This is a genomic window from Aurantiacibacter aquimixticola (genome assembly GCF_003605475.1).
Taxonomy (GTDB): Bacteria; Pseudomonadota; Alphaproteobacteria; order Sphingomonadales; family Sphingomonadaceae; genus Alteraurantiacibacter; species Alteraurantiacibacter aquimixticola_B.
Map to the genome: position 1 here is coordinate 1,827,331 of NZ_RAHX01000001.1, position 24,885 is coordinate 1,852,215.

The window sequence follows — 24,885 nt, forward strand, 5'->3', positions numbered from 1 at the left end:
GATGGACGCGGCGCTCCTCTCGCTGATCGCCGCCAGCCTGACACTTGTCGGGACGCATATCGCTCTATCGCATCCGCTGCGCGCTCCGCTGATCGGCGCGATCGGCGAGGGCGGGTTTCAGCTGCTTTACAATGCCGTCAGCGTCGCCGCGCTGGTATGGATGTATTTCGCTTTCCGAGCGGCGCCCGCGGCGGATTTGCCGGGAAGCGGAAACGTGGGATGGTTCGCCGCGACGATCCTGACACTCCCCGCGCTGGTGCTGTTTCTCGGATCGATAACACCTCGCAACCCGGCCCTGCCCGTTCCCGGAGCCGCATCGCAGGCAGGGAAGGCGGTGAAAGGCGTCTTTCGCGTCACGCGGCACCCCATGATGTGGGGCTTCGCACTCTGGGCTGTCTCGCATCTGATCCTGTGGTGGAGCTGGCGCACCAATGTCCTCGCATTGGCGATCCTCACACTGGCGCTGCTCGGCGCGCATTTGCAGGATCGGAAGAAGCGGGCTCTGATGGGCGAGGCTTGGCGATCAAGGGAGGCGCGGACCACTTACCTGCCGCGGCTCGCCGGTTTCCGCGCCGTTGGCTGGAAGCTTTGGGTGGCCGCCATTCTCGCGTGGCTCGCCATCAGCTGGGCGCATATGCCGCTTAGAGGCGTCCCTGCTGGCATTTGGAGCTGGCTCTAGCGCTTCGATTGCTCGTCGAGAAACCGTGCGATACGCTGCTGTATCGGCGTGTGAACGATCAGGTCGTGGCCCCAGCCCGGATAGGTTTCCATAACCGTGCTATTCCGCACAGCAGCCAGGGTCTGGGCCTGATCGAGCGAGATAAGCGTATCGCCCTCGCCGTGGAGGATCAGAACCGGTTCGGCAATCTCGTCAAGCTTACCGGCATTGTCGTAAGTGTCGCGAAGCAGCATCCGGACCGGCAGCCAGCGCATGCGGCGCGACACCGTCTCCTCCAGGCTGTCGAAAGGTGAGATGAGGACGAGCGCGCTCGCCTCCACCTCGCTCGCTAGTTGGACCGCGACGCCAGAACCGATCGAATTGCCGACCAGCACTATATCGGTCACACCTCGCTCGGCAAGACAGCGCCATGCCGCCCGACCATCGCGATATAGGCCCTGTTCCGACGGGGAGCCGGGATTTCCCGAGTATCCTCGATACTCGGCCGCCAGTATTCCGAAGCCCGACGCGGCGAGGTCCTCGGTGACCATCGCCGTCGATTGCCAGCTCGCGCCGTTTCCGTGGAAGAACAGAAGGGTCGGCTTGCCCGGCGCGGCAGTACGATAGCCTGCCTTAAGGTCCAAGCCGTCATCGGTGCGGTAAGTTACACGCACGAAGCCAGGCGGTACGCCATTGTCGACCGGCGGCACGGGATAGATCAGGCGCTCCTGAAAGATCCATGCCAGCACGACTGCGCCAAGATAGATCGTCGCCAAGACGAGGGCGGCAACGCCGAGCATCCGCGAGGCTCCGCGCTTCGGGTTCAGGCGCGCGCCTCCTCGACGCCCGCGCTATTATGCCGCAGCGCGCCAAGAACGGTCTCGACGATATGCGGCGCGTTGAGCCGCGCCTGATCGTATTGTTTTGTCGGATCGTCCTGATCGATAAACACGTCGGGCAGCCGCATCGTGCGAATTTTCAGGCCGCCATCCATCAGACCCTCGTCGCTCGCCATTGTGAGCACATGCGCGCCGAGGCCGCCGATCGCGGCCTCCTCCACAGTGACCAGCACATCGTGCGTAGCGGCGAGTTTGCGGATCATTTCCTCATCGATCGGTTTGGCAAACCGCATATCGGCGACGGTGGTGGCCAGGCCCTTGGCCTCCAGCTGGTCGGCAGCCTTCTTCGCCTCTTCAAGACGCGCGCCGAGCGAGAGTATGGCGACCTTGCCGCCCTTCTCGATTTCGCCGGTTTCCGGCCGCACGATGCGGCCCTTGCCGATCTCCAGCAATTCCGGCGTTTCCGGGATGTCCACGCCAACGCCGTTGCCGCGCGGATAGCGAAAGGCGATCGGCCCGCTGTCGTGTTCGGCTGCGGTATAAGTCATATGGGCGAGTTCCGCCTCGTCCGCAGCCGCCATCACCACGAAGTTCGGCAGGCTGGCCAAATAGGTGACATCGAAGCTGCCCGCATGGGTCGCGCCGTCCGCGCCGACAAGTCCTGCGCGGTCGATGGCGAAGCGCACGGGCAGGTTCTGGATTGCTACATCATGCACCACCTGGTCGTAGGCGCGCTGCAGGAAGGTCGAATAGATCGCAGCGAAGGGGCGCATGCCCTGCGCCGCGAGGCCTGCCGCAAACGTCACGCCGTGCTGTTCGGCGATGCCGACATCGAAGCTGCGATCGGGATGCGCGGCGGCGAACTTGTCGACGCCCGTCCCGCTCGGCATGGCGGCAGTGATGGCGCAGATGCGCTTGTCGGTCTCGGCCAGCTTGGCGAGCGTTTCGCCGAACACGTTCTGATACGCCGGGGGGCCTGCTTTCGATTTCGCTTTCTCTCCGGTGACAACGTCGAATTTCGGCACGCCATGATATTTGTCGGCGCTGTTTTCCGCCGGATCGTAGCCCTTACCCTTGGTTGTCACGACATGAACGAGAACCGGCCCTTGCTCGCTATCGCGGACGTTCTCGAGCACCGGGATAAGGTGATCCAGGTTATGTCCATCGATCGGGCCGACATAGTAGAAGCCCAGCTCCTCAAACATGGTGCCGCCGGTCACCATACCGCGCGCATATTCCTCGGCCTTTTCAAGACCCGAATGCACACGGCGGGAGAGCTTCTTGGCGAATTTCGAGGCGAGCGAGCGAAGGCCGAGATATTCGCTGGAGGATACCATCCGCGCGAGATAGGCGGAGAGCCCGCCGACCGGCGGCGCGATCGACATGTCGTTATCGTTGAGAATCACGATCAGGCGATTGCCCGCCTGCTCGGCGTTGTTCATCGCCTCGTAGGCCATGCCAGCGCTCATCGCTCCGTCACCGATGACGGCGATTGCCTTGCCGGGCTTGCCGTTCAGCTTGTTTGCCACCGCGAAGCCGAGACCGGCCGAAATGGAGGTCGAGGAGTGCGCCGCGCCGAACGGATCGTATTCGCTCTCGCTTCGCTTGGTGAAACCGGACAGGCCGCCGCCCTGGCGCAGCGTACGGATGCGATCGCGCCGCCCGGTGAGGATCTTGTGCGGATAGGCCTGGTGGCCGACATCCCAGATCAGCCGATCGTCGGGCGTGTTGAAGATGTAGTGAATCGCCACCGTAAGCTCGACGACGCCGAGTCCACTGCCGAGATGTCCCCCGGTCGACCCGACAGCATCGATCATTTCGGTGCGGAGTTCGTCGGCAAGCTGCCGCAGTTGCGCGGTCTCGAGCTTGCGGAGATCGTCTGGCGTGTCGACCGTATCGAGCAACGGCGTGTTCGGGCGGGGAGCTGTCATGCCAGTGCTCTACCAACGATTTTCTGGCCTGTCGATGAACGCTTCATCGACAATTCAGCACGTTCCGTCGCAGTCTATCCGGCGCATTCGCGGCACAGACCGCGCAATTCGACCACCGGGCGCACGCCGCTATAGCCGTGGTCGCTCCCAGCGGAGCGGAGAGCGCCTGTCAGCTTGTCATCGTCGAAATGGTCAGCCTGCCCGCAATCGTCGCAGATCAGGAACACGCAATCGTGGCGACAGCCAGGATGTGTGTTGACGAGATAAGCGTTCGCGCTCTCGATACGATTGGCGAGATTGGTTCGCACGAAGAGATCAAGGATGCGATAGACGCTGTTGGCGGCGACTCGTTTGCCACGCGCCTTTCCGACGTCCTCGGCGATATCGTATGCGGATGCAGGCCGGTCCTGTGCGGCAAGGACGCGGAAGACATCCTCCCGCATGGCGGTCCACTGTTCGCCGGCATCCTTCAGGACAGCTCCAGCCTCGTCGATAAGCCGGTCGCCGGAATGTTCATGGTGATGATGATGCACTGTAGCCATGCGCCCGATATAGGCGCGCGCGCTGCCCCCGGCAATCAGCCGGTGCGAAAGCGCGAACGGTAGAGCTGCGGGAAGTTCGCGCGAAGGGCGCGGATCTTTGGTGCATCCCAGCGGCGAATGTAGCCGTGATTGGGATTTCGATGCGCGAAATCCTGGTGATAGGCCTCCGCCTCGTAGAAGCGCTGATGATCCTCCACGCGCACGGCGATCGGGTCATCCCACACGCCCGAGCGGCCCATCTGATTGATGTAGGAGCGCGCAACCGCCCGCTGCTCGGTTGTCAGCGGGATGATCGCGGCGCGATAATGCGCGCCGCGGTCCGGCCCTTGGCGATTCACAAGCGTCGGATCGGCGACGACCGAGAACAGGATTTGCAGCAATTCGTCATAGCGGACCACGGATGGGTCGTACGTCACCCGCACCGCCTCGGCATGGCGGGTGAAGCCGCCGGAAACGCGATCATACGTCGCATTGGCGGAAGTGCCGCCATGATAGCCGGAAACGGCGCTCGTCACGCCGCGCGTGTGGCTGAAAACAGCTTCCACGCCCCAAAAGCATCCGCCCGCGAAAATGGCAGTCTGCAGTCCGGATTCGCTCGCCTGTCGCGCGGGCACTGGCGCATCGAACACCTCGGCCGACGCAGTGGCTGGGAGGGCGGTGGTCGCAATGCCGAGCGCGAGGGCTGCGGCGAATGTCTTCTTCAGCATCAGGCTCCTCCGAGTTGCGGAAGGATATTCGCGACCAGTATGGCAGCGGTTACACCGAAACCCAGGAAGAAAGAGCGATAAAGTTCGGAGTTGAAAAGTTCCATTGGGGGATGTCCGTATCGAAAATGGCGTATGCGCTGAATTTCGTTACAGACTAGCGAAGGGTTACTTTCGAAGTTCTGAATTTCGCCGAATTGCGTCGTTCAGACACAACGCTTCGGCGCGCTCGGTCAGTGCTGGAAGTGCCGCATCCCGGTGAACACCATGGCGATACCGGCCTTGTCGGCGGCTGCGATGACTTCCTCGTCGCGCATGGAGCCGCCCGGCTGGATCACCATCGTCGCGCCCGCTTCCACCGCGCTCAGCAAGCCGTCAGCGAAGGGAAAGAAGGCATCCGAGGCCACCGCGCTGCCGACCGTCATCGGCTCCTCCCAGCCCGCCGCTTCGGCTGCTTCGCGAGCTCTGACGGCGGCTATCCTGCTTGAATCGCGCCGGTTCATCTGGCCCGCACCGATGCCAGCCGTGACGCCATCCTTGGCATAAACGATGGCATTGGACTTTACATGCTTGGCAACCTTCCAGGCGAAGAGCGCGTCTGCGACTTCGTGCTCGGTCGGCTGACGCTTGGTCACGACCTTGAGATCTTCGGCAGCGACGCGCCCGGCATCGCGCGACTGAAGGAGCATGCCCCCGGCGATAGTCTTCATCTCGAATCCACCGCGTGAAGGATCGGGCAATTCGTCGAGCATCAGCAGACGTAGATTCTTCTTCGTGGCGAAGGTTTCACGCGCCTCGACGTCGGCTCCCGGCGCGATGACGACCTCGGTGAAGATTTGCGTGATCGCCTTGGCGGTCGCTCCGTCGAGCGGGACATTGCTGGCGACGATGCCGCCGAACGCCGAGACGCTATCGCAGGCCAGCGCTTTTTCCCACGCTTCGAGCAGACTGTCCGCCACGGCGACGCCGCACGGATTGGCGTGCTTCACGATCACGACGGCGGGTCGGTCGGCGGGGAATTCCGCCACCAGGCCCAGTGCCGCATCGGCATCGTTGAGATTGTTGTAGCTGAGCGCCTTACCCTGCACCTGCTCGGCCTGAGGTATGCCTTTCGCATTTACGCTCTGCGGCACGTAGATCGCGGCGGACTGGTGCGGGTTCTCACCGTAACGCAGCTCGTCCTTCTTGGTAAAGGCAAGCGGCATCGTGTCCGCGAAAGGCGTTGCTTTCAGCGCTTCGGGGCCGAGCGGATTGGTGAACGCATCGCCGAAGGCTAACCAGTTCGCAATGGCGGCATCGTAGCTCGCCGTTTTGGCAAAGGCTTTCACTGCCATGCGCGTGCGGAAGGCGAGCGTGGTCGCGCCGTCATGATCGGCAAGCTCTTCCATCAACTCGCCATAATCGGCCGGGTCGGTGACAATAGTGACGTAGTGATGGTTCTTGCTGGCCGAGCGGACCATCGCCGGGCCGCCGATATCGATATTTTCGATGATATCGTCGCGGCTCGCTCCGCGCGCGACGGTTTCCTCGAATGGATAGAGATTGACCACCAGCAGATCGATCGAGCCGATATCGTGCGCTTCCATCGCGGCGGCGTGATCGGGATCGTCCCGCACGGCGAGGAGACCGCCATGCACCATCGGGTGGAGCGTTTTGACCCGCCCATCCATCATCTCGGGAAACTGCGTCACATCAGAAACGTCGCGCACGTCCAGCCCGGCATCGCGCAGAGTTCGCGCCGTGCCGCCGGTCGAGATCAGCTCCACGCCTGCCTTCGCCAGCCGACCCGCCAGTTCGACAACGCCGCTCTTGTCGGACACCGAAAGGAGGGCCCGCCGGATCGCAATATCGCTCATTTCGTGAATTCTATCCCATGCGTTTGAGCAGCCAGGCGAAGTTTCCGCCGCCGCGCGAGGCGAGTCCCTGGATTACCAGCTGCTGTATCGGATGCGGGCGGCCATGGCCATCGACCCACATGCTCTCCTCGATCTCGAGCGCTTCCGCCCCGGTCGCGAATTGCCACAGGCTCCCATCGGGCAGAAGCAGGCTCGCCCCGCGCCCGCCGTCGGCAAGGGTCGCCTCGACATGCCTGCCGATATGGAAGCGGATGGCGAAAGGCACCTTGCCGCGCTTGCCCTTGCGACCGGAGGGCAGGAGCACGTCTTCACCACGCAATTCCGCACCGTCATCGCGCAATAGCAGGACGCGCTTGTGCAGCAGGCCAAAGCGCTGGGCGTAACCGTCATGCGAGGTTTCGATCCGCCGCGCGCCGCCACTTTCCAGCGTCACGGGGCGCATATCGATCTCGACTTCGCCCACGCCGCCGCCAAGCTTTCCGTCGAGCAGAACGGCGGTGGAATTGGCGTCGCCCAACACTAGGGTCGAATGCGCGGCGGTGGCGCGCAGGCCCTGCTCGATGCGGATCGGCACCTGCCCTCCGGCAAGCGCCGATCCGCCGCAATTCACGATCAAGCGATGATCGCCGTAGCTGAATTCGAAGGCCAGCGTGGAGGCGCAACCATTGCGGGCGTGACGGGCGAGAGGCGGCGGAGACGCGTCGATCTGGAGAATGGCCGGCCCCGCCGCCACGCTCTGATAGCCCCAGCCGCGTGGCTCTCGCAAAGGTCGGGCGCGCACACCGGTCGCCTCGACCAGAGCGGCGATGGAATCGCCAGGAAAAGCGGCGCCGCCCTGCCAGTTTCCAAGTCCACCATCGCTGTGTCGCAGGGCGAGCAGCGGGGGGACGAGAAGGGACAGCACGGTGCCGATCGCGTCCGGCAAGGTGCGCTTCGCGGCCCGATAACAGGCACCCAGATCCACCAGCATCGCGATCGCCTGGATTTGCGCCACCGGGCTTCGCGAGAGCACCCCACCATCGTCACCGACCAGTTCGCCCAGCGCTTTCACCAGACCGGCTTCGCCATAGAGGCGGCGCGGCTTGCCGTCGGGCAGCAATAGGCCTGCCGCGATAATCGCACACCAGGCCGCGGTCTCGCCTAGCCTGTCAGTCGTGCGGGATGCATTGCGATCGAGCCAGCGGGCGGTCTCTCCAGCCGCATCGAGCACACGCTGGCGCAGCCCCCTGCTCTCGTCCGACAGGATGAGCGGCGCGTGGACGAGCCAGCCGAGCAGACGCAGTCCAGCGTTCTCGACCTTCCATGCCGGCCCTTTGCCGGGATGCGGATTGGCATCGAGCCAGCTTTCGAGAACCCGTTCCGCCACGGAAGTGCATTGGGCGCGCGGGGCACAGGAATCGAGATCGCGCAGCCAGGTAAAACCGTGCAGGCAGCGCTCGATGGGCGGAGTGAGCTTTGCGGTCGGGCCGAAATCGACCTGCGCGATCGGCGTTTTGACGCCGTGAACGTAGAAATGCCCGGCCCTCAACGCCGTTCCTGCCGCCGGATCGCCCGATAACGGGCTTTCCACGGTCGCCAGCAGACGTGGGCGGGCGGGCTTGCGGAACGGGGCAACAAGTGTGTGGCCGGGTACACCGAGACGATAGGCCAGCCGCATCATCTGCTCGCCCGGAGACAGCGCAGGCGGATCGAAATCCGTGACGACGAGCGAGCGATCGGCCGCGATGGTGTCCGGCATCTCGTCGCGCTGAACGGTGTCCTCGACCAGCGGCTCGCCCGCGTCGCTCAAAGGAATAGCGAGCTCGCCCTGCTTCAGCTCCTCCGGCGCGTGATCGCCGCGAACCGGCTCGGCCGTCTCGCGCATCTGGCGCGTCAGGCCGAGCGTGTCGGCATTCATACCCCACTCCCGCGCAGGGCAGCGATATTGGCAGCGTAGTGTGCCTCGCCGCCCTTGAAAGTGGCAGAACCCGCCACCAGCACATCCGCGCCGGCCTGCACGCAGAGCTTGGCGGTGTCGGGATTGACCCCGCCATCGACCTCGATCTGGATATCGAGCCCGGCGCGATCGATCGTGCCGCGCAATCGCTCGATCTTGCCGAGCTGCGAGTGGATGAAGCTCTGCCCGCCAAAGCCCGGATTAACGCTCATCACCAGGATCAGATCGATATCCTCCAGGAGATAGTCGATCGAATCCTCATGCGTGCCGGGATTGAGCGACACGCCTGCCTTCTTGCCCAAGCCGCGGATCGCCTGCACCGTGCGGTGAGCGTGAGGCCCCGCTTCGGGATGAATGGTGATGATGTCGGCCCCGGCCTCGGCAAATGACTCCAGCCACTGATCGACCGGGGACACCATCAGATGCACGTCGAATGTCTTTTCACTGTGCGGGCGCAGCGCCTTGACCACATCGGGCCCGATGGTGAGGTTTGGCACGTAATGCCCATCCATCACATCGACATGGATCCAGTCGCAGCCCGCGGTGTCGATCGCGCGCACTTCCTCGCCCAACCGGGCGAAATCGGCGGAGAGGATCGACGGGGATATGAGAGGGCGCGCCATGGCCCACTGATAAAGACGCGCGAATCGCGCCTCAAGGCAGCGGCAAGCGCATTTACCACCTTCACGGGGGAAAACTCCCGCTTCTTGCCGCCGAATGCGCCGCTTCAGCCTCCATTCAGCGCAAGTCCTGCAAAGCTTCGCGCAATATCGGGAAAGTGTGCAGAGCTCGCCACATGGTCGCTCGTCCGAGAGCCGTGGCGGTTCACCGCGCGCGACCTTCCCGCCCGTCGATTATGGATATGATACGCGCCATGAAAACAAAGATACGTATTGTCGCCCTTGCGACCGCCGCTGTTGCAGCGACCGCGCTCGCCGCGCCAGCGGGCGCCCAGCAATATCGGCAGGAGCTGCGCCATTCTGTCGCGCCGTGCCAGGGCAGCGGCCCGGCGGTGTGGATCAATATCACCGGGATCGAGGAAACGCGCGGCACGCTGCGCATTCAGCTATATCGAGGAACGCGAGACGACTGGCTGGAGCGTGGCCGATGGCTGAACCGCATCGAAGTGCCGGCCCGCGCAGGATCGATGCAGGTCTGCATGCCCACGCCTGCCGCCGGAACTTACGCAATCGCCATCCGCCACGATCTGAACGGCAATGGCCGCACCGACATGACGCAGGATGGCGGCGGCATGTCGAACAATCCGAGCATCAATATCTTCAATCTCGGCCGCCCGGGCGTCGACCGGACGCGCTTCGCGATGGGCCGCGAGGTGAAGAGCATGACCATCCGCATGCGGTATATGTAGCGTCAGACAGAGGGCGGTCTGCGAAAGCGGGGGTGCAAACTCAGGTTTTTTTCCTGCGCCAGACTCTCCAGAGGACGGCCGGCGCAGCGAGAACGGGATGCCGTTCGCGCCACGGCGTAACCTCTACCTCCACACCGGTATGCCGCTGCACTTTCCATGCAGCGTAGCGGCCTGCCCCGTCGAACGTCCGCGTGGCCCGCAGCAGGCGCGCGATATTTAGCGGTTTTCCGAGCCGCCGCCGCCTGCGCCACCAGCGTAGCGTTTCCCGACACTCGACTTTCGATAGCTGCGGGCGAATTGTGTCCGCCTGCCGCACATAGCCAATCCCGGCAGCGTCTAGCGCATCGGGCAACAATCCGTCGAAATGCGCCGCATTGAGTTCGAGGATTGAATTCTCGCGACCCGGCTTCTCCACCCGGAGCTCTGCCTTGTATGTCGCGCGGAACAGGGCGCGCCAGAAATCCGCTTCGATTCCTGCATCGGGGCCGACGGCGACGGCCAGCCGCGCCGCGGTGATGCATGCCGCCTCCACGGCGCGGGCCACCGCCGCGCCTGCCCGTTCATCGCTTTGCCAGACGAGTGCGCTCGGCTGCACGAAGCGCGCCCAAATCGTCGTATCGCGACTGGCTCCCGAAGCGGCGGCGTGAAACTTCGCCAGCGTCATCGTGGCGATCTTGGCGCGCAGAGTTTCACCTTGATGCTCCCATTCGCGGTAGGACACGCGCGGCCACATGCCTCGCTCCGCCTCGCCGGGCAGCAGAACATAGAAATCGAGCACTCCATCCAGCGATCCGGTCCGCAAATTGGAGCCATAAAAGAGCACCGTCAGCGCGCCAGCCTCTTCGGCAAGACGCGCAGCGAAAGCTGTCACGGCAGGGTCAGCAGGTTGGGAAAGCGCCGCCGCAACCCGGCTGGCAAGCGTCATTGCGGTGTGACGAAGCGCAGTGTCCCGCCCGCGCGGATGCGATAATGCCCGGATGGGAACGCTTCGCCATCGAGAATGAAACTGTCGGAAAGCTCCGCCTCGATGCTCTCGTCGCCAAAGACGTGCGCGCCGCGACGTTTGGTCGCCGCGCTCGCATTTCCGCGGATCAGCGCGGCCAGCCGCAAAAGCAATCCGCGCCGTGGATTGTCCAGCAGAGCAACCCGCACCGGCTCCTCGATACCGCGAAATGGCGTGATGCCGGCAGGAAAGCTGTCGAGCGTTGTGGCAAGCAGCAGGTACCGCTCATCCTCGGGCAGGCCGCCGAGATGAGGAATCTCCACGCCATTGCCGGAACGCACACGCATCCGGCTGCCACGCCGCCAGCCATTGTCGGCCCGGCCGAGCAGCGCCTGCGCGACGCTCCACGCGGCGGTTACACCCACGACGGCAGCGTTGAACGCACCCAGATCGTGGCTGCGCTGGCCTAGCGCGATAGCCTTGTTGAAAACGCCTCCGCCCATGATGAAGCCGCGCACCTGCTTGCGATCGTGGTCGCGCTGGGCGATCACCAGCGGACAGCGGCGAACGGTGCTTCCTGCGCCGAGAGAGGCAAGCGCCTCTTCCAGCGTCCAGCCGGTCGGGATGCCCAGGTCGGAAGCGAGCGCATTGGTCTTCCCATTGGGAAGCACGATCAAAGCCGGCCAGCTTTCGCCGAAGACGCCCGCCCCGCAGGTCAGCACATCGCGCACCGTCCCGTCGCCGCCATCGATGGCGATGCAATCCACACCGCGCGCCGCGAAGTCGGCGAGGATCTCGGCCAGGTCGCTGCGCCTGGCGGGCGCGGTGGCGATGACATTTTCCGGCTCCGAGCCGTGCGGGACGTTGCCTTCATTGCGATGGCTGCGCGCATTACGGATGAGGCCGACCAGCGGCGTGGCGCGCCCGCTCGTCCGCCCGCCGCTTTTCGGGGCGGCGGAAGGCGAGGGCACCTGGGGCAGGCTCTCGAAAAGATGAACGCTTCCGTGCATATTCTCCTCGCCCTTACACATCGACCCCGCGCAAAAGCTACGGGGAATGCCGCAAAACGTTCCTTATTGTCGTCCGTGCGCAACGCGACCGATGCGCTGCGGACACATTCGCACGCATTGCGGCGTCGGTTACACCGCGCAAGCGATCGAGATGGGTGCCGAAAGGCGCGTTGCAAGCTGCAACGTTTCGGCCCTAAGCTGCTTGCCGAGCGCGACTCTCTAAGGAAAATGCGATGCTGACCGAAAATCTGCTCGACGCAGCCAAGGGCGAGGAAGCGGCCATTATCGCTTTGCGCCGGGCCATCCATGCAGAGCCGGAGCTGGGCCTCGAAACGCCCAGAACGCTGGCCAAGGTGAAGGACGCGCTCGCCGACCTTCCGCTCGAATGGCGCGAAGGCCCATCCTGCACGGGCGCCGTGGCGGTGCTGAAAGGCGCCGAAGCGGGGCAGAGCGTGCTGCTACGCGGCGATATGGACGCGCTGCCGATGGATGAGCATACCGGGCTCGATTTCGCGTCCACCATCCCTGGCCGGATGCATGCCTGCGGGCACGACGCGCACACGGCGATGCTGGCGGGCGCTGCACGCATTCTTGCCGCGCAGCAGGATCGGCTGGCGGGCGAAGTGCAGTTCATGTTCCAGCCCGGCGAAGAAGGCTTCCACGGCGCGCGCTTCATGATCGAGGACGGGCTGCTCGATCCGCTGCCCGATGCCGCCTTCGCGCTGCATGTCTGGCCCAATGCGCCGCATGGCCGGATCGAGGGGCGTTCCGGCGCGATGCTCGCTTCCGCCGACATGCTGGAAATCACGGTGAAGGGCAAAGGCGGCCATGCGTCCATGCCCTATGATGCGATCGATCCCGTTCCCGTGGCGGCCGAAATCGTGCTCGCGCTGCAGGCCATGGTCACCCGCCGGTTCGCCGCGAGCGAGGCGAGCGTGATCACCATCGGCAAGATCGAGGGCGGCTCCAACAACAACATCATTCCCGACCAGGTCTACATGCTGGGCACGATGCGCAATCTCTCGCCCGAACGGCGCGAGGCGGTGAAGGCCGCGGTGGTCGACGTGGCCGAGAACATCGCCCGCGCCCATCGTTGCGAAGCGCAAGTGACGATCACGCCCGGCTTCCCACCGACGATCAACGATCCGCGCGCCGTAGTGCTCGGCGAAAAGGTCGCGCGCGAGCTCGGCGGCGAGGAACCGTGGGCCACCCGCCCCGCACCGACGATGGGTGCGGAAGATTTCTCCTACGTGCTGGAAAAGGTGCCGGGTGCGATGTTCTTCCTCGGCGTCGCGGCCGAAGGCGTGCATTGGCAGGGCTGCTGCGGCCTCCATTCCAGCCGCATGGTGGTGGATGAAAGCGTGATGCCCAAGGGCGCCGCGTTTCTCGCGGGATGCGTGCGTAATTTCCTGGCGGACGGTTGGGCATAGCTTTTGCTTGGCGGACGCGCCGCGCGTTGCTAACCGCCCCTGGCCAGTCGATTGGCTCAGGCACCCGTAGCTCAGCTGGATAGAGCGCTGCCCTCCGAAGGCAGAGGTCACAGGTTCGAATCCTGTCGGGTGCGCCAGCTTACATGACCGCCTCCACGCCCACACGGCGGCTTGACTCACCAGCCCGTTTCGCGGTTAGAACATTTCATGAACATACAGGCGATTCGATCCGCGCCGCCGTATCGCGAAGCGGCGCTGTGCGAACTGTTCACCAGCAGCAGGGATGCTGCCGGGATAGGCTTCGTGCTCGCTCGCCTCGGCGCGGCCGGCACTGCGAACAAGCCCATCCTGTGGGCGCAGGACCGGATGACGCTTCTTGAGCTGGGATCGCCCTCGCCACGCGGGCTCGCGGGCTGGGGTGTCGCACCCGACATGATCCGGGTGTGCGTTTCGCGCACTGCGGACCTTTTGTGGACGATGGAAGAAGGTTTGAAATGCGCGGACGTTTCGGCAGTGGTGGGGGAAGTGTGGGGCGATGCGCCCGCGCTCGGCTTCACCGCGACCAAGCGGCTGATGATGCGCGCCGAGAAGAGCGGCATTCCCGCCTGGCTGATCCGGGTGAACGGCTCTGCCGATCTGAGCGCGGCGGGGGAACGCTGGCGCGTGCAGGCGCTGCCATCGGCCCCGCATCCCTACGACACGAGGGCCCCAGGCGATCCGCGCTGGTCTGCGGAGCTTTTCCGCGCCCGCTGGCGAAAGCCGGGCGAATGGGCGGAGCGCTATAATGTCGCGGCGCATCGTCTCCATCTGGATTCCGCACCTGCCGATCGAGCGCTGGCTGCGGTATCATCGCCCGAATGGAAGCGGCGGGCGGCAGGCTGATGCGCATGCTGTCTGCGGCAAAGGCGGCGTGGAGGCCGGCCCCATCGTCCTGTCGCGCGAAGACACGCATGGCCCCGTCATCCACGCGGTAACGCCCGCCGCGCGCGATGCCGGTGCGCGGGTCGGGGTCAGAGTCGTCGATGCGCGCGCGCTGGACCCTTCGCTGAAAGTCGAGGAGGCCGATCCTGCGGGCGATGCTGCATGGCTTGCGCGGCTGGCAATCTGGTGCCGACGGTGGTGCCCCGCCAGCGCGGTGGACGGCGATGACGGATTGGTGCTCGACACCGGCGGGGCCGATCACCTCTGGGGCGGCGAGGCGGCGATGCTCGAGGATATCGTCTCCCGATTCCGCCGATTGGGGCACGGCGTGCGGCTTGCCGTCGCCCCCACGCATGGCGCGGCCTGGGCGTTGGCGAGGCATGGGGCGCAAGGGAATATCCGCCAGCATGCCGAAGGGTTGGAGAAAGCACTCGCCCCGCTGCCCGTCACCGCATTGCGGCTCGATGCCGAAACGGTACTTCTGCTGCGGCGGCTCGGCCTCAAGACCATCGGCCAGCTCGCCGCCGTGCCGCGCCTCTCGCTCGCCCGGCGTTTCCGCACGATGGTGTCGCGCGGCAAACCGCTCGAAACCCCGCTCCGGCAGCTCGACCGGGCGCTCGGCCGGGCACCGGAACCGCTTGTTGCCGCCACGCCGCCGCAGCGCTTTCGCGTCGTGCGGCGATTGGCGGAGCCGCTGCCCGATCCCTATCCCCATCTCATGCCGCTGCTGCAGGAATTGTGCGGCAAGCTCGATGCGGCGGATCACGGCGTACGGCGGCTGCGGTTCGAAGCGTTCCGGGCCGATGGCGATGTCGGATATGTCGAGGTGGCGACCGCCAGCCCGGTGCGCGCGCCCGAACATCTGGTGCGACTGTTCGATGAGCGTCTGGACAGGCTCGATCCGCTTTACGGCTTCGATGCCTTTGCAATGGAAGCGCTGTGGACGGAGCCGCTCGCCCCGGCGCAGGTGCGCCTGGACGGTGATGAGGCCGATGGCGTCGCGGCGGCGCGGCTTGTCGACAGGCTGATCGCCCGGCTCGGCCCCGATGCGGTCATGCGCCCCATGGCGCGCGAAAGCCACGTGCCCGAACGTGCCGAAGGGTGGATCGGTGTGCTGGCTCCAAAGGCCGCGCCGCCCGCTCCGCCGCCCGAACGCGAACGCCCGCTGCGCATGCTGCGCCATCCCGAGGAAATCCGCGTGCTCTACGCCGTGCCGGAAGGTCCACCGGCGCAATTCGTCTGGCGGCACCAGACGCACCGCATCGCCCGTCACGAAGGGCCGGAACGGATTGCGCCCGAATGGTGGCGCGAAAAATCGACCGCGCGGCTGCGCGATTACTACCGCGTCGAAGACAGCGAGGGCAGGCGCTACTGGCTGTTTCGCGAAGGGCTGCACGGGGACGGACGCGGTGACGATCCGCGCTGGTTCCTGCACGGCATGTTCGCCTGAGCGCGCCCTGAGCACCCAATGCCCGAAGCTCCTCTCACCCCGGACAAGCGCACATTGTCCCAGGACAACGATTTCACGCCCAATGCCCGCGCGCCTTTCATCGAGCTGGGGCTGACATCGTGCTTTTCCTTCCTCCACGGCGCATCCGATGCCGTCGACCTGGTGCAGACCGCATGGCAGCTCGGCTACGACGCCATCGGCATTGCCGATCGCAACACCATGGCCGGCGTCGTGCGCCTCCATACCGAAGCAAAGACGGCGAAGATGCGGCCCGTGATCGGCTGCCGGATCGTGCTGGCCACGGGCGAGGCATTCCTTGCCTTCCCGCGCGACCGTGCCGCTTATGGCAGGCTCTGCCGCCTCGTTTCCAAGGGCCGGATGCAGCGCCTCGATGGCAGCTGGCAGGACAAGGGCGCGTGCGACCTCTCGCTGGACGATCTCGCCGCGCATCAGGAAGGCATCGTGCTGATCGTCATGCCGGGCGAGGATTGCGATCGCTTCGCCGAGCGTCTGCCGGAACTCGCCCAGGCCTTGCCCTCGCTAAGCCATATCGCGGCAAGCTATCTCTATCGCGGCGACGATCGCGCGCGGATCGAAAGGCTGGACCGGCTGGCGCGCGCGTATGGCCTCGCCATCCTTGCGACCAACGATGTCCACCATCACGTGGCCGAGCGTCGCCCGCTGCAGGACGTGATGACCTGCATCCGCGAAAAAACGACCATCGCGCAGGCGGGATATCTGCTCCACGCCAATGCCGAACGGCATCTCAAAAGCCCGCAGGACATGGTCCGGCTGTTCGCCGATTGGCCGCACGCCATCGCCGCGAGTCGCGAGATCGCCGATGCCTGCACCTTTTCCCTCGACGAGCTGCGCTACGAATATCCGCACGAAACGGTGCCCGACGGGCGCAGCGCGGACGATTATCTGGCCGAACTGGCCTGGGCCGGCGCGGCAGGCCGCTATCCGGATGGCACGCCGCCCGATATCGTCGCGACGATCGAGAAAGAGCTGGCGCTGATCGCGAAGATGGAAATCGCCCGCTATTTCCTCACCATTCACGACATCGTCGCCTATGCCCGCTCCATTGGCATATTGTGTCAGGGGCGCGGATCGGCGGCGAATAGCGCGGTTTGCTATTGCCTCGGGATCACTTCGGTCGATCCGGCCAAGCACCAGGTGCTGTTCGAACGCTTCATCTCAGAAGAGCGCAAGGAGCCGCCCGATATCGACGTCGATTTCGAGCATGAGCGGCGCGAGGAGGTGATCCAGCATATCTACGCGAAATATGGCCGCAAGCGCGCCGGGCTGTGCGCCACCGTCATCCATTATCGCCCACGCATGGCGATCCGCGAAGTCGGCAAGGTGATGGGCCTGTCGCAGGACATCACCGCCGCCCTGGCAAAGACGGTGTGGGGATCGTGGGGCTCCTCGGTCGATGACGACAAGGTGGAGGAGGCCGGGCTGGACCTGGCCGATCCGCATCTCAAGCGCACCATCATTCTGGCCGAACAGCTGATCGGCATGCCGCGCCACCTGTCCCAGCATGTCGGCGGCTTCATCCTGACCGAGCAGGCGCTGACCGAGACGGTGCCCGTCGGCAATGGCGCGATGGCCGATCGCAGCTTCATCGAATGGGACAAGGACGACATCGATGCGCTCGGCATCTTCAAGGTCGATGTGCTTGCGCTGGGCATGCTGACCTGCATTCGCAAATGCTTCCAGCTGATCGGCGCGCATTACGACCGGCCGTTGACGCTGGCGAGCGTGCCGAAAGCGGACACGGCGACATACGACATGCTGTGCAAAGGGGATTCGCTCGGCGTGTTCCAGGTGGAAAGCCGGGCGCAGATGAACATGCTGCCGCGCCTCAAGCCTCGCTGTTTCTACGATCTCGTGATCGAAGTCGCCATCGTCCGGCCCGGCCCGATCCAGGGCGATATGGTGCACCCCTATCTGCGGCGGCGGCAGGGAAAGGAAAAACCGGTCTATCCCTCCCCCGGCATAGAGCATGGCCCGCCGAACGAGTTGAAGGACATTCTGGAGCGAACACTGGGCGTCCCGATCTTCCAGGAGCAGGCGATGAAGATTGCCATGGTCGCCGCGCGCTTCTCTCCCGACGAAGCCAACCAGTTGCGCCGCGCCATGGCCACTTTCCGCGCCAAGGGGCTGGTGTCGAAACACAAGGCGAAGATGGTCGGCCGGATGATAGAGCGCGGCTACGATCCCGAATTCGCGGCGCGCTGCTTTTCGCAGATCGAGGGCTTCGGCGAATATGGCTTCCCGGAAAGCCACGCCGCCAGCTTCGCGCATCTGGTCTATGTCTCGAGCTGGCTGAAATGCCACTATCCCGCCGCCTTCGCCTGCGGCCTGCTCAATTCCCAGCCGATGGGCTTTTACGCCCCGGCGCAGATCGTGCGCGATGCACGCGAACATGGCGTGCGCGTGCTGCCCGCCGATGTGAATTACAGCGATTGGGATTCGACGCTCGAGCCCGTCGCGGGAAAAAGCGGCGGCGGTGGGTTTGCCCTGCGCCTCGGCCTGCGGCAGGTCGGCGGACTGGCCGAGGCCGAAGGGGCCAAGCTGCTCGCGGCCCGCAGCGCGCCTTTTGCCAGCGTGGAGGAATTGCGCAGCCGCGCCGGACTCAATGCGCGCAGTATAGAGCTGCTGGCAGCGGCGGACGCCATGCGCTCGCTCGGCAGCGACAGACGCGCCGCGCTATGGGATGCGCGCGCCATCAAGGCCGGGCCGGATCTGCCGCTTTTCTCTTATGCGCAAGCGCCGGAGGAAGGCGCGGATCCGCCGATGGCTCTGCCTGCCATGCCTCTGTCCGAGCATGTCGTCGCCGATTACCAGACGACGCGCCTGTCTTTGAAAGCGCATCCGATGGAGTTTTTGCGGCAAGGGTATGCCGCGCAGGGTTTCACCCGGGCGGTCGATCTCAGATCGCTGAAATTCAACCAGCGCTGCTCGGTCGCGGGCGTCGTCCTGATCCGCCAGCGGCCCGGCAGCGCGAAGGGCGTGGTGTTCATCACGCTGGAAGACGAAAGCGGTGTGGTGAACCTGGTGGTGTGGCCCGATGCGCTGAAACGCTTTCGCAAGACGATCATGGGCGCGCGGCTGATGGCGGTGCGCGGTTATGTGCAGATGGATGACGATGTGATCCACGTGGTCGCGCAGCAAATGAATGATGACACACACCGCCTTTCGGAGCTGTCGGACGACTTGCTGCGCCCCGATTATGCCCGCGCCGATCACGTGAACAAGCCACTGCAGGGCTCTTGGCCGTCCAATGCCGGCCGCCACCCGCGCAACGTGACTATCATTCCGAAATCGCGCGATTTTCACTAAATGGGGCAGCGCCACTTTACGCGACACCTTGACCGCGTTCCGCTTTCGTTCCAGTTTGGCGGGATGGTCGAATCATCCTCAGCCCTCGCCACGCCGCCATCGCTCGAGCGCCGCTCTCATGCGGTGTGCCGGGGCATATCCCGCCTGTTCGCGCGCAACGGTGTCTGGGTTCTTGCCGAAATGCCGCTGCGCAACGGTAGGCGGGCGGATCTGATGGGGCTCGATGCCAAGGGAAAAATCGTCATCGTCGAAATCAAGACTGCGCGTTCGGACTTGCTGGGCGATGGCAAATGGCCCGATTATCTCGACTTTTGCGATCGCTTTTATTGGGGCCTTCCGCCCGAACTCGATCGGCAGGTGCTGGAAAACGAGGATTTCCGACCCGATTGCTGCGGGGTGATCGTGGCCGATGAATATGATGCCGAAATTCTCCGGCCGGCCCCCAGCCATCCACTCGCAGCCGCGCGCCGCAAGGTGGAAGTCGAACGGCTCGCCCGCACGGCGCTGCGCCGGCAGCTGGTCGCGAGCGATCCGGGATGCGGTGAATGGGGCGGAGAGCTTGCCGGCTGAGGCGTTGCGCGTGCGACACGACAGTGGCGCGAAAGCTGGTATCGCCATTCGGTAATAGCGCATTTACGATGACGCGGGCATAAGGCGCCAGGATATGTGGACGGCCCTGCTCATCTCGATGAGCGCGATGACCCTGATCGTCGCGCTGCGTTACCTGCTCACGAGCGGGGCATTCGCGCTGGCCACATCGCGCGTGCGCCCGGGGCTCTACGCCGGTCTGTCGCCGCAGATCCGCCGAGAGATCGGCTGGTCGATGGTCTCCGCGCTGATTTTCGGCCTGCCTGCCGGATTCGTTACATGGGGTTGGCAGCAGCACGGTTGGACGCTGCTTTATACCGACATGGCGGACTATCCGCTCTGGTATCTGCCGCTTTCGGTATTCCTCTACCTGTTCGCGCACGACACCTGGTTCTACTGGACGCACCGGCTGATGCACCGCCCGAAATGGTTTCGCATCGCCCATGCCGTCCACCATGCCAGCCGTCCGCCAACCGCATGGGCGGCAATGAGCTTTCACCCGATCGAGGCGCTGACGGGCGCAGTGGTCATTCCGCTGCTCGTATTTCTCGTCCCGATCCATGTCGCCATGCTTGGCGTCGTTCTGGCTGTCATGACGGTGATGGGGGTCACCAATCACATGGGCTGGGACATGTTTCCGCGCTGGCTCGTTCATTCGCGCGTAGGGGAGTGGGTGATAACAGCGAGCCATCATCAGCGGCATCACGACGAATATCGCTGCAATTACGGACTTTACTTCAGATTTTGGGATCGCCTGTGCAAAACCGACCGAGGACTCGTTTCGCATTAATCGCCGCATCTGCCGCGGCGCTTGTCACATCCGTGATGCCGGTGGTGACCGCCGCCGAGCCCACGGGCACCGATGTGACGATCGACATCACCAATATGCGCAACCGCGATGGCGTCGTGCGCGCATGCATGACGCGCGATTCCCAGCGCTTCCCGCGCTGCCAGGACGCGGCGCAGGGGTACAATGTGGTCGTTCCTGCCGGAGAAGCGCGCCAGCTACGCTTCCGCAACGTGGCACCCGGAACCTATGCGATCGCCCTGCTGCACGATGAAAACGGCAATGGTCGGGCGGATCGCGCGCTCGGCATGATGCCGAAGGAGGGCTTCGGCTTTTCGCGCGATGCGCCGGTCAGGATGGGTCCGCCGGATTTCGAAGACGCGGCGATAGTCGTAAATTCTTCACCAAGTCGGCAAACCATCCGCATGCGGTATATGCTCTAGAAAATCAGCAGTTTGCGTAGGCGAAAACGCCCGCGCGACTTCACGAAAAATTTACCATGGTGCGCCACAACGGCCTTGAATCGCACGATTGAAGGCATTGCGGAATGGACACCTTACGCGGCAATTACGACGCGCTCGAACCGGCGGACTGGGACAGCTTTTCCGCGCCTGAAGACGATCGCGCAGACGATGCGGAAGCGGTGCACGATGCGCCGCCGCCCGCCATCGGCACGGATGAGCGGCGCATGCAGGTGCGCGCTTACAATTTCTGGGCGGGCCTGCTCGACGATCGCAATTTCCCCTCGATCGAGGATCTCGATCCCACGCTGCTGCCCGATTTCGGCCCGAACAGCGTGTTGCTGGACTTTTCGCACGGCCTCGAAGACCCGCTGATTGCCTATATCGGCGATCAGCTCGCCGCCGAATGCTCTACCGATGGTCGCGAGCCAAAGCGCCTTTCCGAAGTGCAGCCGCGTTCGCTCCTGTCACGCATCACCGATCACTACATGCAGATCCTTGCAAACCAGTCGCCGATCGGTTTCGAAGCCGAATTCGTCAATCATGTGGGCGCATCGATCCTCTATCGCGGCATCCTGCTGCCTTTCTCCAGCGACGACGAGACAATCGATTTCATTTACGGCGTCATCAACTGGAAGGACATGGCGGACAGCAAATCGGCCGACGAATTGCTGCTCGAAATCGATCAGGCGCTTGAGGACGAACTCGCCGAGCCGACCGCAGCCCATCACCACGCGCGGGACGAAGATCTGACCGATTGGGCGGACGGCCCCTCGGCCACGAATGAAGAGCCCGCCGCCGTCGAGCCGACTTTCGGCGGAGCGGCCGCCCGACCTTCGCTCGATCTGTCGGGGCAGGCGGACACTGCGCTCGAATCGGTCCTGGATGCGGAACCGGAAACGCTGGCCGATTGGCTTGCAATCGCCCGCGACATGGCCGCCGAAGCCGCCGGAAGCGAAGAACGCACACGCGCCGCGCTTTACGAGGCCGTCGGCCGCGCATGGGATTTCGCCCTCGCCGCGCAGGATGCGCCGGACGATTTCGCCGAGCTGCTTGGCGATGCCGGGATCGCCATGCAGGACCGCGCACCCATGACGCCGATCGTAAAGCTCGTCTTCGGTGTCGATTATGACAAGACGCGCCTTACCGAATATGCCGCCGTCCTGTCCTTCGCCGCACGCACGGGAATCGGCCAAGGCGAGTTGGGCGCGTTTCTCAAGCGAGCCGAGGGCGGCCTGAAGGGTGTCGTCGCGCAGGAGCGCGCACATCGCCGGGAGAGCGAAGGGAAAGCGCCCAAACAGGTCCGCAAGCAGCCGCGAAAAGCGATCGCGAAAAAGTTGCGCGCCCTGGCACCGCAGGGTTTCAACGCGGTGTCTGACGATGGCGGCGAGTTCGGCCTGGTGATGATCCGCCGTACCGAAACGGGTGAAGTCGTGATGCTGGGCGAAGTGCCGGCCAATGCCAGCCTGATCGAAAAGGCGGCTCGCGAATTGATCGGCTGACGCCCGCTTTTAGGCATGTGGAACGCGCGCATCGCTCGGCCATTGGCTAGGCATGCCGCTTTCACCGTCTGTCGCCACCCGTATCCAGCCTTATTTCGGCCATCGCAATCGTGATCGGCTGGTGCTGTCGGCGCGCGCCTTGCGTTGCAGACCGCCCGCATTCGGCGAAGGCTCCCGATGGAAGGCGATGCGCACGCTGCTCGCCCAATTCGCGAGCCGCGAAGTCGAGGGCGTTGCCGTGCGGCTAATGGCAAGGGACGGCGAAACCGTCTTGCTCGATACGATGCGCGTCACCGATGGCGAGGGCTTCGTCCATTTCGACGCCGCCCTCGATCCCGCATGGGACTTGCCGGTGCACCCCGCATGGGAGGTTGTGCAACTGGAATGGGAAAATTCCGAAGGCCCACAAAGCGTCGATGCGCACATTCTCGTGCCCGGCAGCAAAAGCGACCTGGCGGTCATCTCTGACATCGACGACACCATCATCGAAACCGGCATCACCGGCGGTCCGCGCAACATTGCGCGCAACTGGAAACGCATTTTCGCGCAATTGCCGCATGAGCGGATCGCAGTCCCCGACGCACAGAGCTTCTATGGCGAGCTGGGCGGCGGCGATCCTGCGCCCGACGCGGACGGCTGCCCGCACCGCATGCGCGCGACAAGGCGGCCATTCTTCTACATCTCCTCCAGCCCATGGAACCTGTTCAGCTATCTCGTCGCTTTCATGCGCGGCAAGGGGCTGCCGCTTGGCCCGATGAAGCTGCGCGACTGGGGTCTCAGTCGCGAGACATTCGGAAAGAGCAGTCATGGCGCACACAAGAAGGCTGCGCTCGATTCGATCCTCGGCATGTATCCGGAGATGGGGTTCGCGCTGATCGGCGACGATACGCAAGGCGATCTTGCCGCCTTTGCGCATGCCGTCGCCCGGCACCCCGGACGGGTCGCGGCGGTATTCCTGCGGAAGGCTGCGGGCGAGGATTTTTCAGCCGAGGAGGTCGAGGCGAAGGCCGTGATCGAGGGCGCGAATGTGCCGCTCTGGCTCGGCGCGACCTATGCCGAAGGCGCGGATTTCCTGCGCGCCCTGGATTTCACGCTGGGCGGCGAGACCGAGCAGATCGTACGCACCGTGGAGAAGGTGGAAACGGCAAAGGAAGGCGCAGAAGCCCCGGCTACGCTCTGAAATCTTCATTGCCCGTTCACCGCGCGGAGCGATATGCTGCCGATCGACACGATGCACATGCTTTCAAACCTGCTCGCCCGCCTGATCGCGCTGGTCGCGCTTTCGGCCATGCTCGCCCAGCCCGTGGCTGCGCAGGGCATTTCAATCCTGCGCGACGCGGAGACGGAGGCACTGCTGCAGGACATGACCGATCCGCTCGCCGAAGCGGCCGGGCTGGGCGAGGGCGCCGTCGAGGTCGTGCTGGTCGGCGACAGTTCGATCAATGCTTTCGTTGCCGGCGGACAGCGCATCTTCGTGCATTCCGGCCTGCTCAACGCAGCTGAGGATGCGGGCGAAGTGCAGGGCGTGATCGCGCATGAGCTCGGCCACATCACCGGCGGGCATATCAATCGCTTTTCCGAAGGTGTCGGCAATGCGACCAAGATCACGCTGCTGTCCGCTCTGCTGGCGGCGGCGGCGGCCTTTGCCGGCGGCGGCGAAGCGGCCATGGGCGTGCTCGCGGCGGGGCAGCAGGCGGCACAGGGCAGCTTCCTCGCTTTCAGCCGCACGCAGGAGGCCAGCGCCGATGCGGCTGGCGCACAATATCTCTCCGATGCCGGCATCAGCGGTCGCGGGAGCCTGGCCTTTTTCGAGAAGCTGCAGAACTTCGAGTTCCGCCGCGGCATTCCGCAGGGACAGGAGCGCGAATACGGCCGTACGCACCCGCTTTCCGGCAATCGCATCTCCCGGCTGCGCGATGACTACGTCGCGGATGTCGCGTGGGACACGCCGACCGATCCCGACCTGCAACGCAGGTTTGAACGGGTGAAGGCCAAGCTCTACGGCTACATCGCACCCTCGGAACGCACGCTGACTGCGTTCCCCGAATACATGACCGGCATCCCTGCCCGCTATGCGCGCGCCTACGCATACCACAAGGATGCGCGGATGGACGATGCGCTTGGCGAAGTGGATGCGCTGCTTTCCGCGGAGCCCGACAATCCCTATTTTCTCGAGCTGAGAGGCCAGGTCCTGATGGAATCGGGACGCGTAGACGAAGCGTTGCCGCCTCTGCGCGAGGCGACCCGGCTCACCGGATCGAACCCGCTTATCGCCAGCATGCTTGGCCATGCGCTCATCGCCACCGAGGACCGCGCCAATCTCGACGAGGCGGAGCAGGTGCTGCGCGCGGCCATCGGGCGCGACCACGAAAATCCCTTCGCGTGGTATCAGCTCGGCGTTGTCTACGGTCAGCGCGGCGACACACCTCGCGCGCGGCTCGCCAGTGCCGAACAGCAGATCCTGTCCGGCAATCCGCAGGCCGCGCTCGTCAATGCAGGAGCCGCCGAACAGGCTCTGGAGCGCGGCACGCCCGACTGGATCCGCGCGCAGGACGTCCAGCTGCAGGCGCGCGCGCAGCTTGAACGTATGGCTGAGCGCCGATAGGCGCC

Annotated in this window: 21 protein-coding genes and 1 tRNA gene; 13 read left to right on the forward strand and 9 right to left on the reverse strand. The window is 64.6% G+C overall.

The genetic code is table 11. From position 1 onward, the window contains the following. Position 1: 1 nt before the first annotated feature. Positions 2-679 carry an NnrU family protein gene (locus D6201_RS09140; protein ID WP_120048510.1) on the forward strand — a complete coding sequence of 226 codons (678 nt, stop codon included), beginning with the start codon at positions 2-4 and terminating at the stop codon, positions 677-679. Here D6201_RS09140 and D6201_RS09145 read toward each other — a convergent pair. The 7 genes from D6201_RS09145 to rpe form a co-directional block, all read right to left on the reverse strand. Continuing rightward, positions 676-1,458, reverse strand: a complete 783-nt coding sequence (locus tag D6201_RS09145) for an alpha/beta hydrolase (protein WP_120048511.1) — start codon at positions 1,456-1,458, stop codon at positions 676-678. The genes D6201_RS09140 and D6201_RS09145 overlap by 4 nt on opposite strands. A 23-nt stretch (positions 1,459-1,481) precedes the next feature. Beyond that, positions 1,482-3,428 carry a 1-deoxy-D-xylulose-5-phosphate synthase gene (dxs, locus tag D6201_RS09150; RefSeq protein WP_120048512.1) on the reverse strand — a complete coding sequence of 649 codons (1,947 nt, stop codon included), beginning with the start codon at positions 3,426-3,428 and terminating at the stop codon, positions 1,482-1,484. Between the two features lie 74 nt (positions 3,429-3,502). Next, a complete protein-coding gene (locus tag D6201_RS09155; protein ID WP_120048513.1) occupies positions 3,503-3,970 on the reverse strand; it encodes a Fur family transcriptional regulator in 468 nt (155 codons plus the stop codon). A 35-nt stretch (positions 3,971-4,005) separates the two neighbouring features. Next, on the reverse strand, positions 4,006-4,677 hold the full coding sequence (msrA, locus tag D6201_RS09160) for a peptide-methionine (S)-S-oxide reductase MsrA (protein ID WP_120048514.1): 672 nt from the start codon (positions 4,675-4,677) through the stop codon (positions 4,006-4,008). A 230-nt stretch (positions 4,678-4,907) separates the two neighbouring features. Then, positions 4,908-6,530 carry a bifunctional phosphoribosylaminoimidazolecarboxamide formyltransferase/IMP cyclohydrolase gene (gene purH, locus D6201_RS09165; protein ID WP_120048515.1) on the reverse strand — a complete coding sequence of 541 codons (1,623 nt, stop codon included), beginning with the start codon at positions 6,528-6,530 and terminating at the stop codon, positions 4,908-4,910. 10 nt (positions 6,531-6,540) lie between these two features. Further along, a complete protein-coding gene (locus tag D6201_RS09170) occupies positions 6,541-8,427 on the reverse strand; it encodes a heparinase II/III family protein (RefSeq protein WP_242447497.1) in 1,887 nt (628 codons plus the stop codon). After that, positions 8,424-9,089, reverse strand: a complete 666-nt coding sequence (rpe, locus tag D6201_RS09175) for a ribulose-phosphate 3-epimerase (protein ID WP_120048516.1) — start codon at positions 9,087-9,089, stop codon at positions 8,424-8,426. The genes D6201_RS09170 and rpe overlap by 4 nt, the downstream gene beginning before the upstream one ends. Positions 9,090-9,340: 251 nt before the next feature. Between rpe and D6201_RS09180 the strand changes: the two genes are divergently transcribed. Next, positions 9,341-9,835: a DUF2141 domain-containing protein gene (locus D6201_RS09180; protein WP_120049320.1), complete on the forward strand. Its 495-nt coding sequence runs from the start codon at positions 9,341-9,343 to the stop codon at positions 9,833-9,835. A gap of 40 nt (positions 9,836-9,875) precedes the next feature. On the opposite strand, the gene D6201_RS09185 is transcribed toward D6201_RS09180, so the two are convergent. Together D6201_RS09185 and D6201_RS09190 are read right to left on the reverse strand one after the other, a co-directional pair. Next, on the reverse strand, positions 9,876-10,760 hold the full coding sequence (locus tag D6201_RS09185) for a hypothetical protein (protein WP_120048517.1): 885 nt from the start codon (positions 10,758-10,760) through the stop codon (positions 9,876-9,878). Beyond that, positions 10,757-11,788: a diacylglycerol kinase family protein gene (locus tag D6201_RS09190; RefSeq protein ID WP_165853536.1), complete on the reverse strand. Its 1,032-nt coding sequence runs from the start codon at positions 11,786-11,788 to the stop codon at positions 10,757-10,759. The genes D6201_RS09185 and D6201_RS09190 overlap by 4 nt, the downstream gene beginning before the upstream one ends. Positions 11,789-12,021: 233 nt before the next feature. Between D6201_RS09190 and D6201_RS09195 the strand changes: the two genes are divergently transcribed. From D6201_RS09195 to D6201_RS09245, 11 genes are all read left to right on the forward strand, one after another. After that, positions 12,022-13,218 (forward strand): M20 metallopeptidase family protein, encoded by a 1,197-nt coding sequence (locus tag D6201_RS09195; protein ID WP_120048519.1) that lies wholly within the window; start codon positions 12,022-12,024, stop codon positions 13,216-13,218. Positions 13,219-13,278: 60 nt separating this feature from the next. After that, positions 13,279-13,355, forward strand: a tRNA-Arg gene (locus D6201_RS09200). A gap of 70 nt (positions 13,356-13,425) precedes the next feature. Beyond that, the gene (locus D6201_RS09205; RefSeq protein WP_120048520.1) at positions 13,426-14,100 is read left to right on the forward strand and encodes an ImuA family protein; all 675 of its coding nucleotides are present in this window, start codon (positions 13,426-13,428) and stop codon (positions 14,098-14,100) included. Then, a complete protein-coding gene (locus D6201_RS09210) occupies positions 14,003-15,589 on the forward strand; it encodes a Y-family DNA polymerase (RefSeq protein ID WP_199798184.1) in 1,587 nt (528 codons plus the stop codon). Before D6201_RS09205 ends, D6201_RS09210 begins: the two co-directional genes overlap by 98 nt. An 18-nt stretch (positions 15,590-15,607) precedes the next feature. Continuing rightward, complete coding sequence (locus D6201_RS09215) at positions 15,608-18,937, forward strand: error-prone DNA polymerase (RefSeq protein WP_120048522.1); 3,330 nt, start codon at positions 15,608-15,610, stop codon at positions 18,935-18,937. A gap of 63 nt (positions 18,938-19,000) precedes the next feature. Next, complete coding sequence (locus D6201_RS09220; RefSeq protein WP_120048523.1) at positions 19,001-19,507, forward strand: MmcB family DNA repair protein; 507 nt, start codon at positions 19,001-19,003, stop codon at positions 19,505-19,507. Positions 19,508-19,601: 94 nt separating this feature from the next. Continuing rightward, complete coding sequence (locus D6201_RS09225; protein WP_120048524.1) at positions 19,602-20,315, forward strand: sterol desaturase family protein; 714 nt, start codon at positions 19,602-19,604, stop codon at positions 20,313-20,315. Positions 20,316-20,350: 35 nt separating this feature from the next. Continuing rightward, positions 20,351-20,755, forward strand: coding sequence for a DUF2141 domain-containing protein (locus D6201_RS09230; protein ID WP_120048525.1), 405 nt, complete (start codon positions 20,351-20,353; stop codon positions 20,753-20,755). A gap of 104 nt (positions 20,756-20,859) precedes the next feature. Further along, positions 20,860-22,275 carry a PAS domain-containing protein gene (locus D6201_RS09235; protein ID WP_120048526.1) on the forward strand — a complete coding sequence of 472 codons (1,416 nt, stop codon included), beginning with the start codon at positions 20,860-20,862 and terminating at the stop codon, positions 22,273-22,275. Between the two features lie 52 nt (positions 22,276-22,327). After that, entirely contained in the window at positions 22,328-23,455 is a 1,128-nt protein-coding gene (locus D6201_RS09240) for a phosphatase domain-containing protein (protein WP_120048527.1), read from the forward strand. Positions 23,456-23,488: 33 nt separating this feature from the next. Next, positions 23,489-24,880 carry a M48 family metalloprotease gene (locus tag D6201_RS09245; RefSeq protein WP_242447498.1) on the forward strand — a complete coding sequence of 464 codons (1,392 nt, stop codon included), beginning with the start codon at positions 23,489-23,491 and terminating at the stop codon, positions 24,878-24,880. The last annotated feature ends 5 nt before the right edge of the window (positions 24,881-24,885 follow it).

Bases quoted from the DNA above. Each gene is read 5' to 3' on its own strand.
- D6201_RS09145 (WP_120048511.1), bottom strand. From the start codon at position 1,458: ATGCTCGGCGTTGCCGCCCTCGTCTTGGCGACGATCTATCTTGGCGCA.
- D6201_RS09155 (WP_120048513.1), bottom strand. From the start codon at position 3,970: ATGGCTACAGTGCATCATCATCACCATGAACATTCCGGCGACCGGCTT.
- dxs (WP_120048512.1), bottom strand. From the start codon at position 3,428: ATGACAGCTCCCCGCCCGAACACGCCGTTGCTCGATACGGTCGACACG.
- D6201_RS09230 (WP_120048525.1), top strand. From the start codon at position 20,351: ATGCCGGTGGTGACCGCCGCCGAGCCCACGGGCACCGATGTGACGATC.
- D6201_RS09195 (WP_120048519.1), top strand. From the start codon at position 12,022: ATGCTGACCGAAAATCTGCTCGACGCAGCCAAGGGCGAGGAAGCGGCC.
- purH (WP_120048515.1), bottom strand. From the start codon at position 6,530: ATGAGCGATATTGCGATCCGGCGGGCCCTCCTTTCGGTGTCCGACAAG.
- D6201_RS09205 (WP_120048520.1), top strand. From the start codon at position 13,426: ATGAACATACAGGCGATTCGATCCGCGCCGCCGTATCGCGAAGCGGCG.
- D6201_RS09170 (WP_242447497.1), bottom strand. From the start codon at position 8,427: ATGAATGCCGACACGCTCGGCCTGACGCGCCAGATGCGCGAGACGGCC.
- D6201_RS09185 (WP_120048517.1), bottom strand. From the start codon at position 10,760: ATGACGCTTGCCAGCCGGGTTGCGGCGGCGCTTTCCCAACCTGCTGAC.
- D6201_RS09225 (WP_120048524.1), top strand. From the start codon at position 19,602: ATGTGGACGGCCCTGCTCATCTCGATGAGCGCGATGACCCTGATCGTC.
- D6201_RS09215 (WP_120048522.1), top strand. From the start codon at position 15,608: ATGCCCGAAGCTCCTCTCACCCCGGACAAGCGCACATTGTCCCAGGAC.
- D6201_RS09210 (WP_199798184.1), top strand. From the start codon at position 14,003: ATGTCGCGGCGCATCGTCTCCATCTGGATTCCGCACCTGCCGATCGAG.
- D6201_RS09220 (WP_120048523.1), top strand. From the start codon at position 19,001: ATGGTCGAATCATCCTCAGCCCTCGCCACGCCGCCATCGCTCGAGCGC.
- D6201_RS09245 (WP_242447498.1), top strand. From the start codon at position 23,489: ATGCTGCCGATCGACACGATGCACATGCTTTCAAACCTGCTCGCCCGC.
- D6201_RS09180 (WP_120049320.1), top strand. From the start codon at position 9,341: ATGAAAACAAAGATACGTATTGTCGCCCTTGCGACCGCCGCTGTTGCA.
- D6201_RS09240 (WP_120048527.1), top strand. From the start codon at position 22,328: ATGCCGCTTTCACCGTCTGTCGCCACCCGTATCCAGCCTTATTTCGGC.
- D6201_RS09140 (WP_120048510.1), top strand. From the start codon at position 2: ATGGACGCGGCGCTCCTCTCGCTGATCGCCGCCAGCCTGACACTTGTC.
- msrA (WP_120048514.1), bottom strand. From the start codon at position 4,677: ATGCTGAAGAAGACATTCGCCGCAGCCCTCGCGCTCGGCATTGCGACC.
- rpe (WP_120048516.1), bottom strand. From the start codon at position 9,089: ATGGCGCGCCCTCTCATATCCCCGTCGATCCTCTCCGCCGATTTCGCC.
- D6201_RS09235 (WP_120048526.1), top strand. From the start codon at position 20,860: ATGGACACCTTACGCGGCAATTACGACGCGCTCGAACCGGCGGACTGG.
- D6201_RS09190 (WP_165853536.1), bottom strand. From the start codon at position 11,788: ATGCACGGAAGCGTTCATCTTTTCGAGAGCCTGCCCCAGGTGCCCTCG.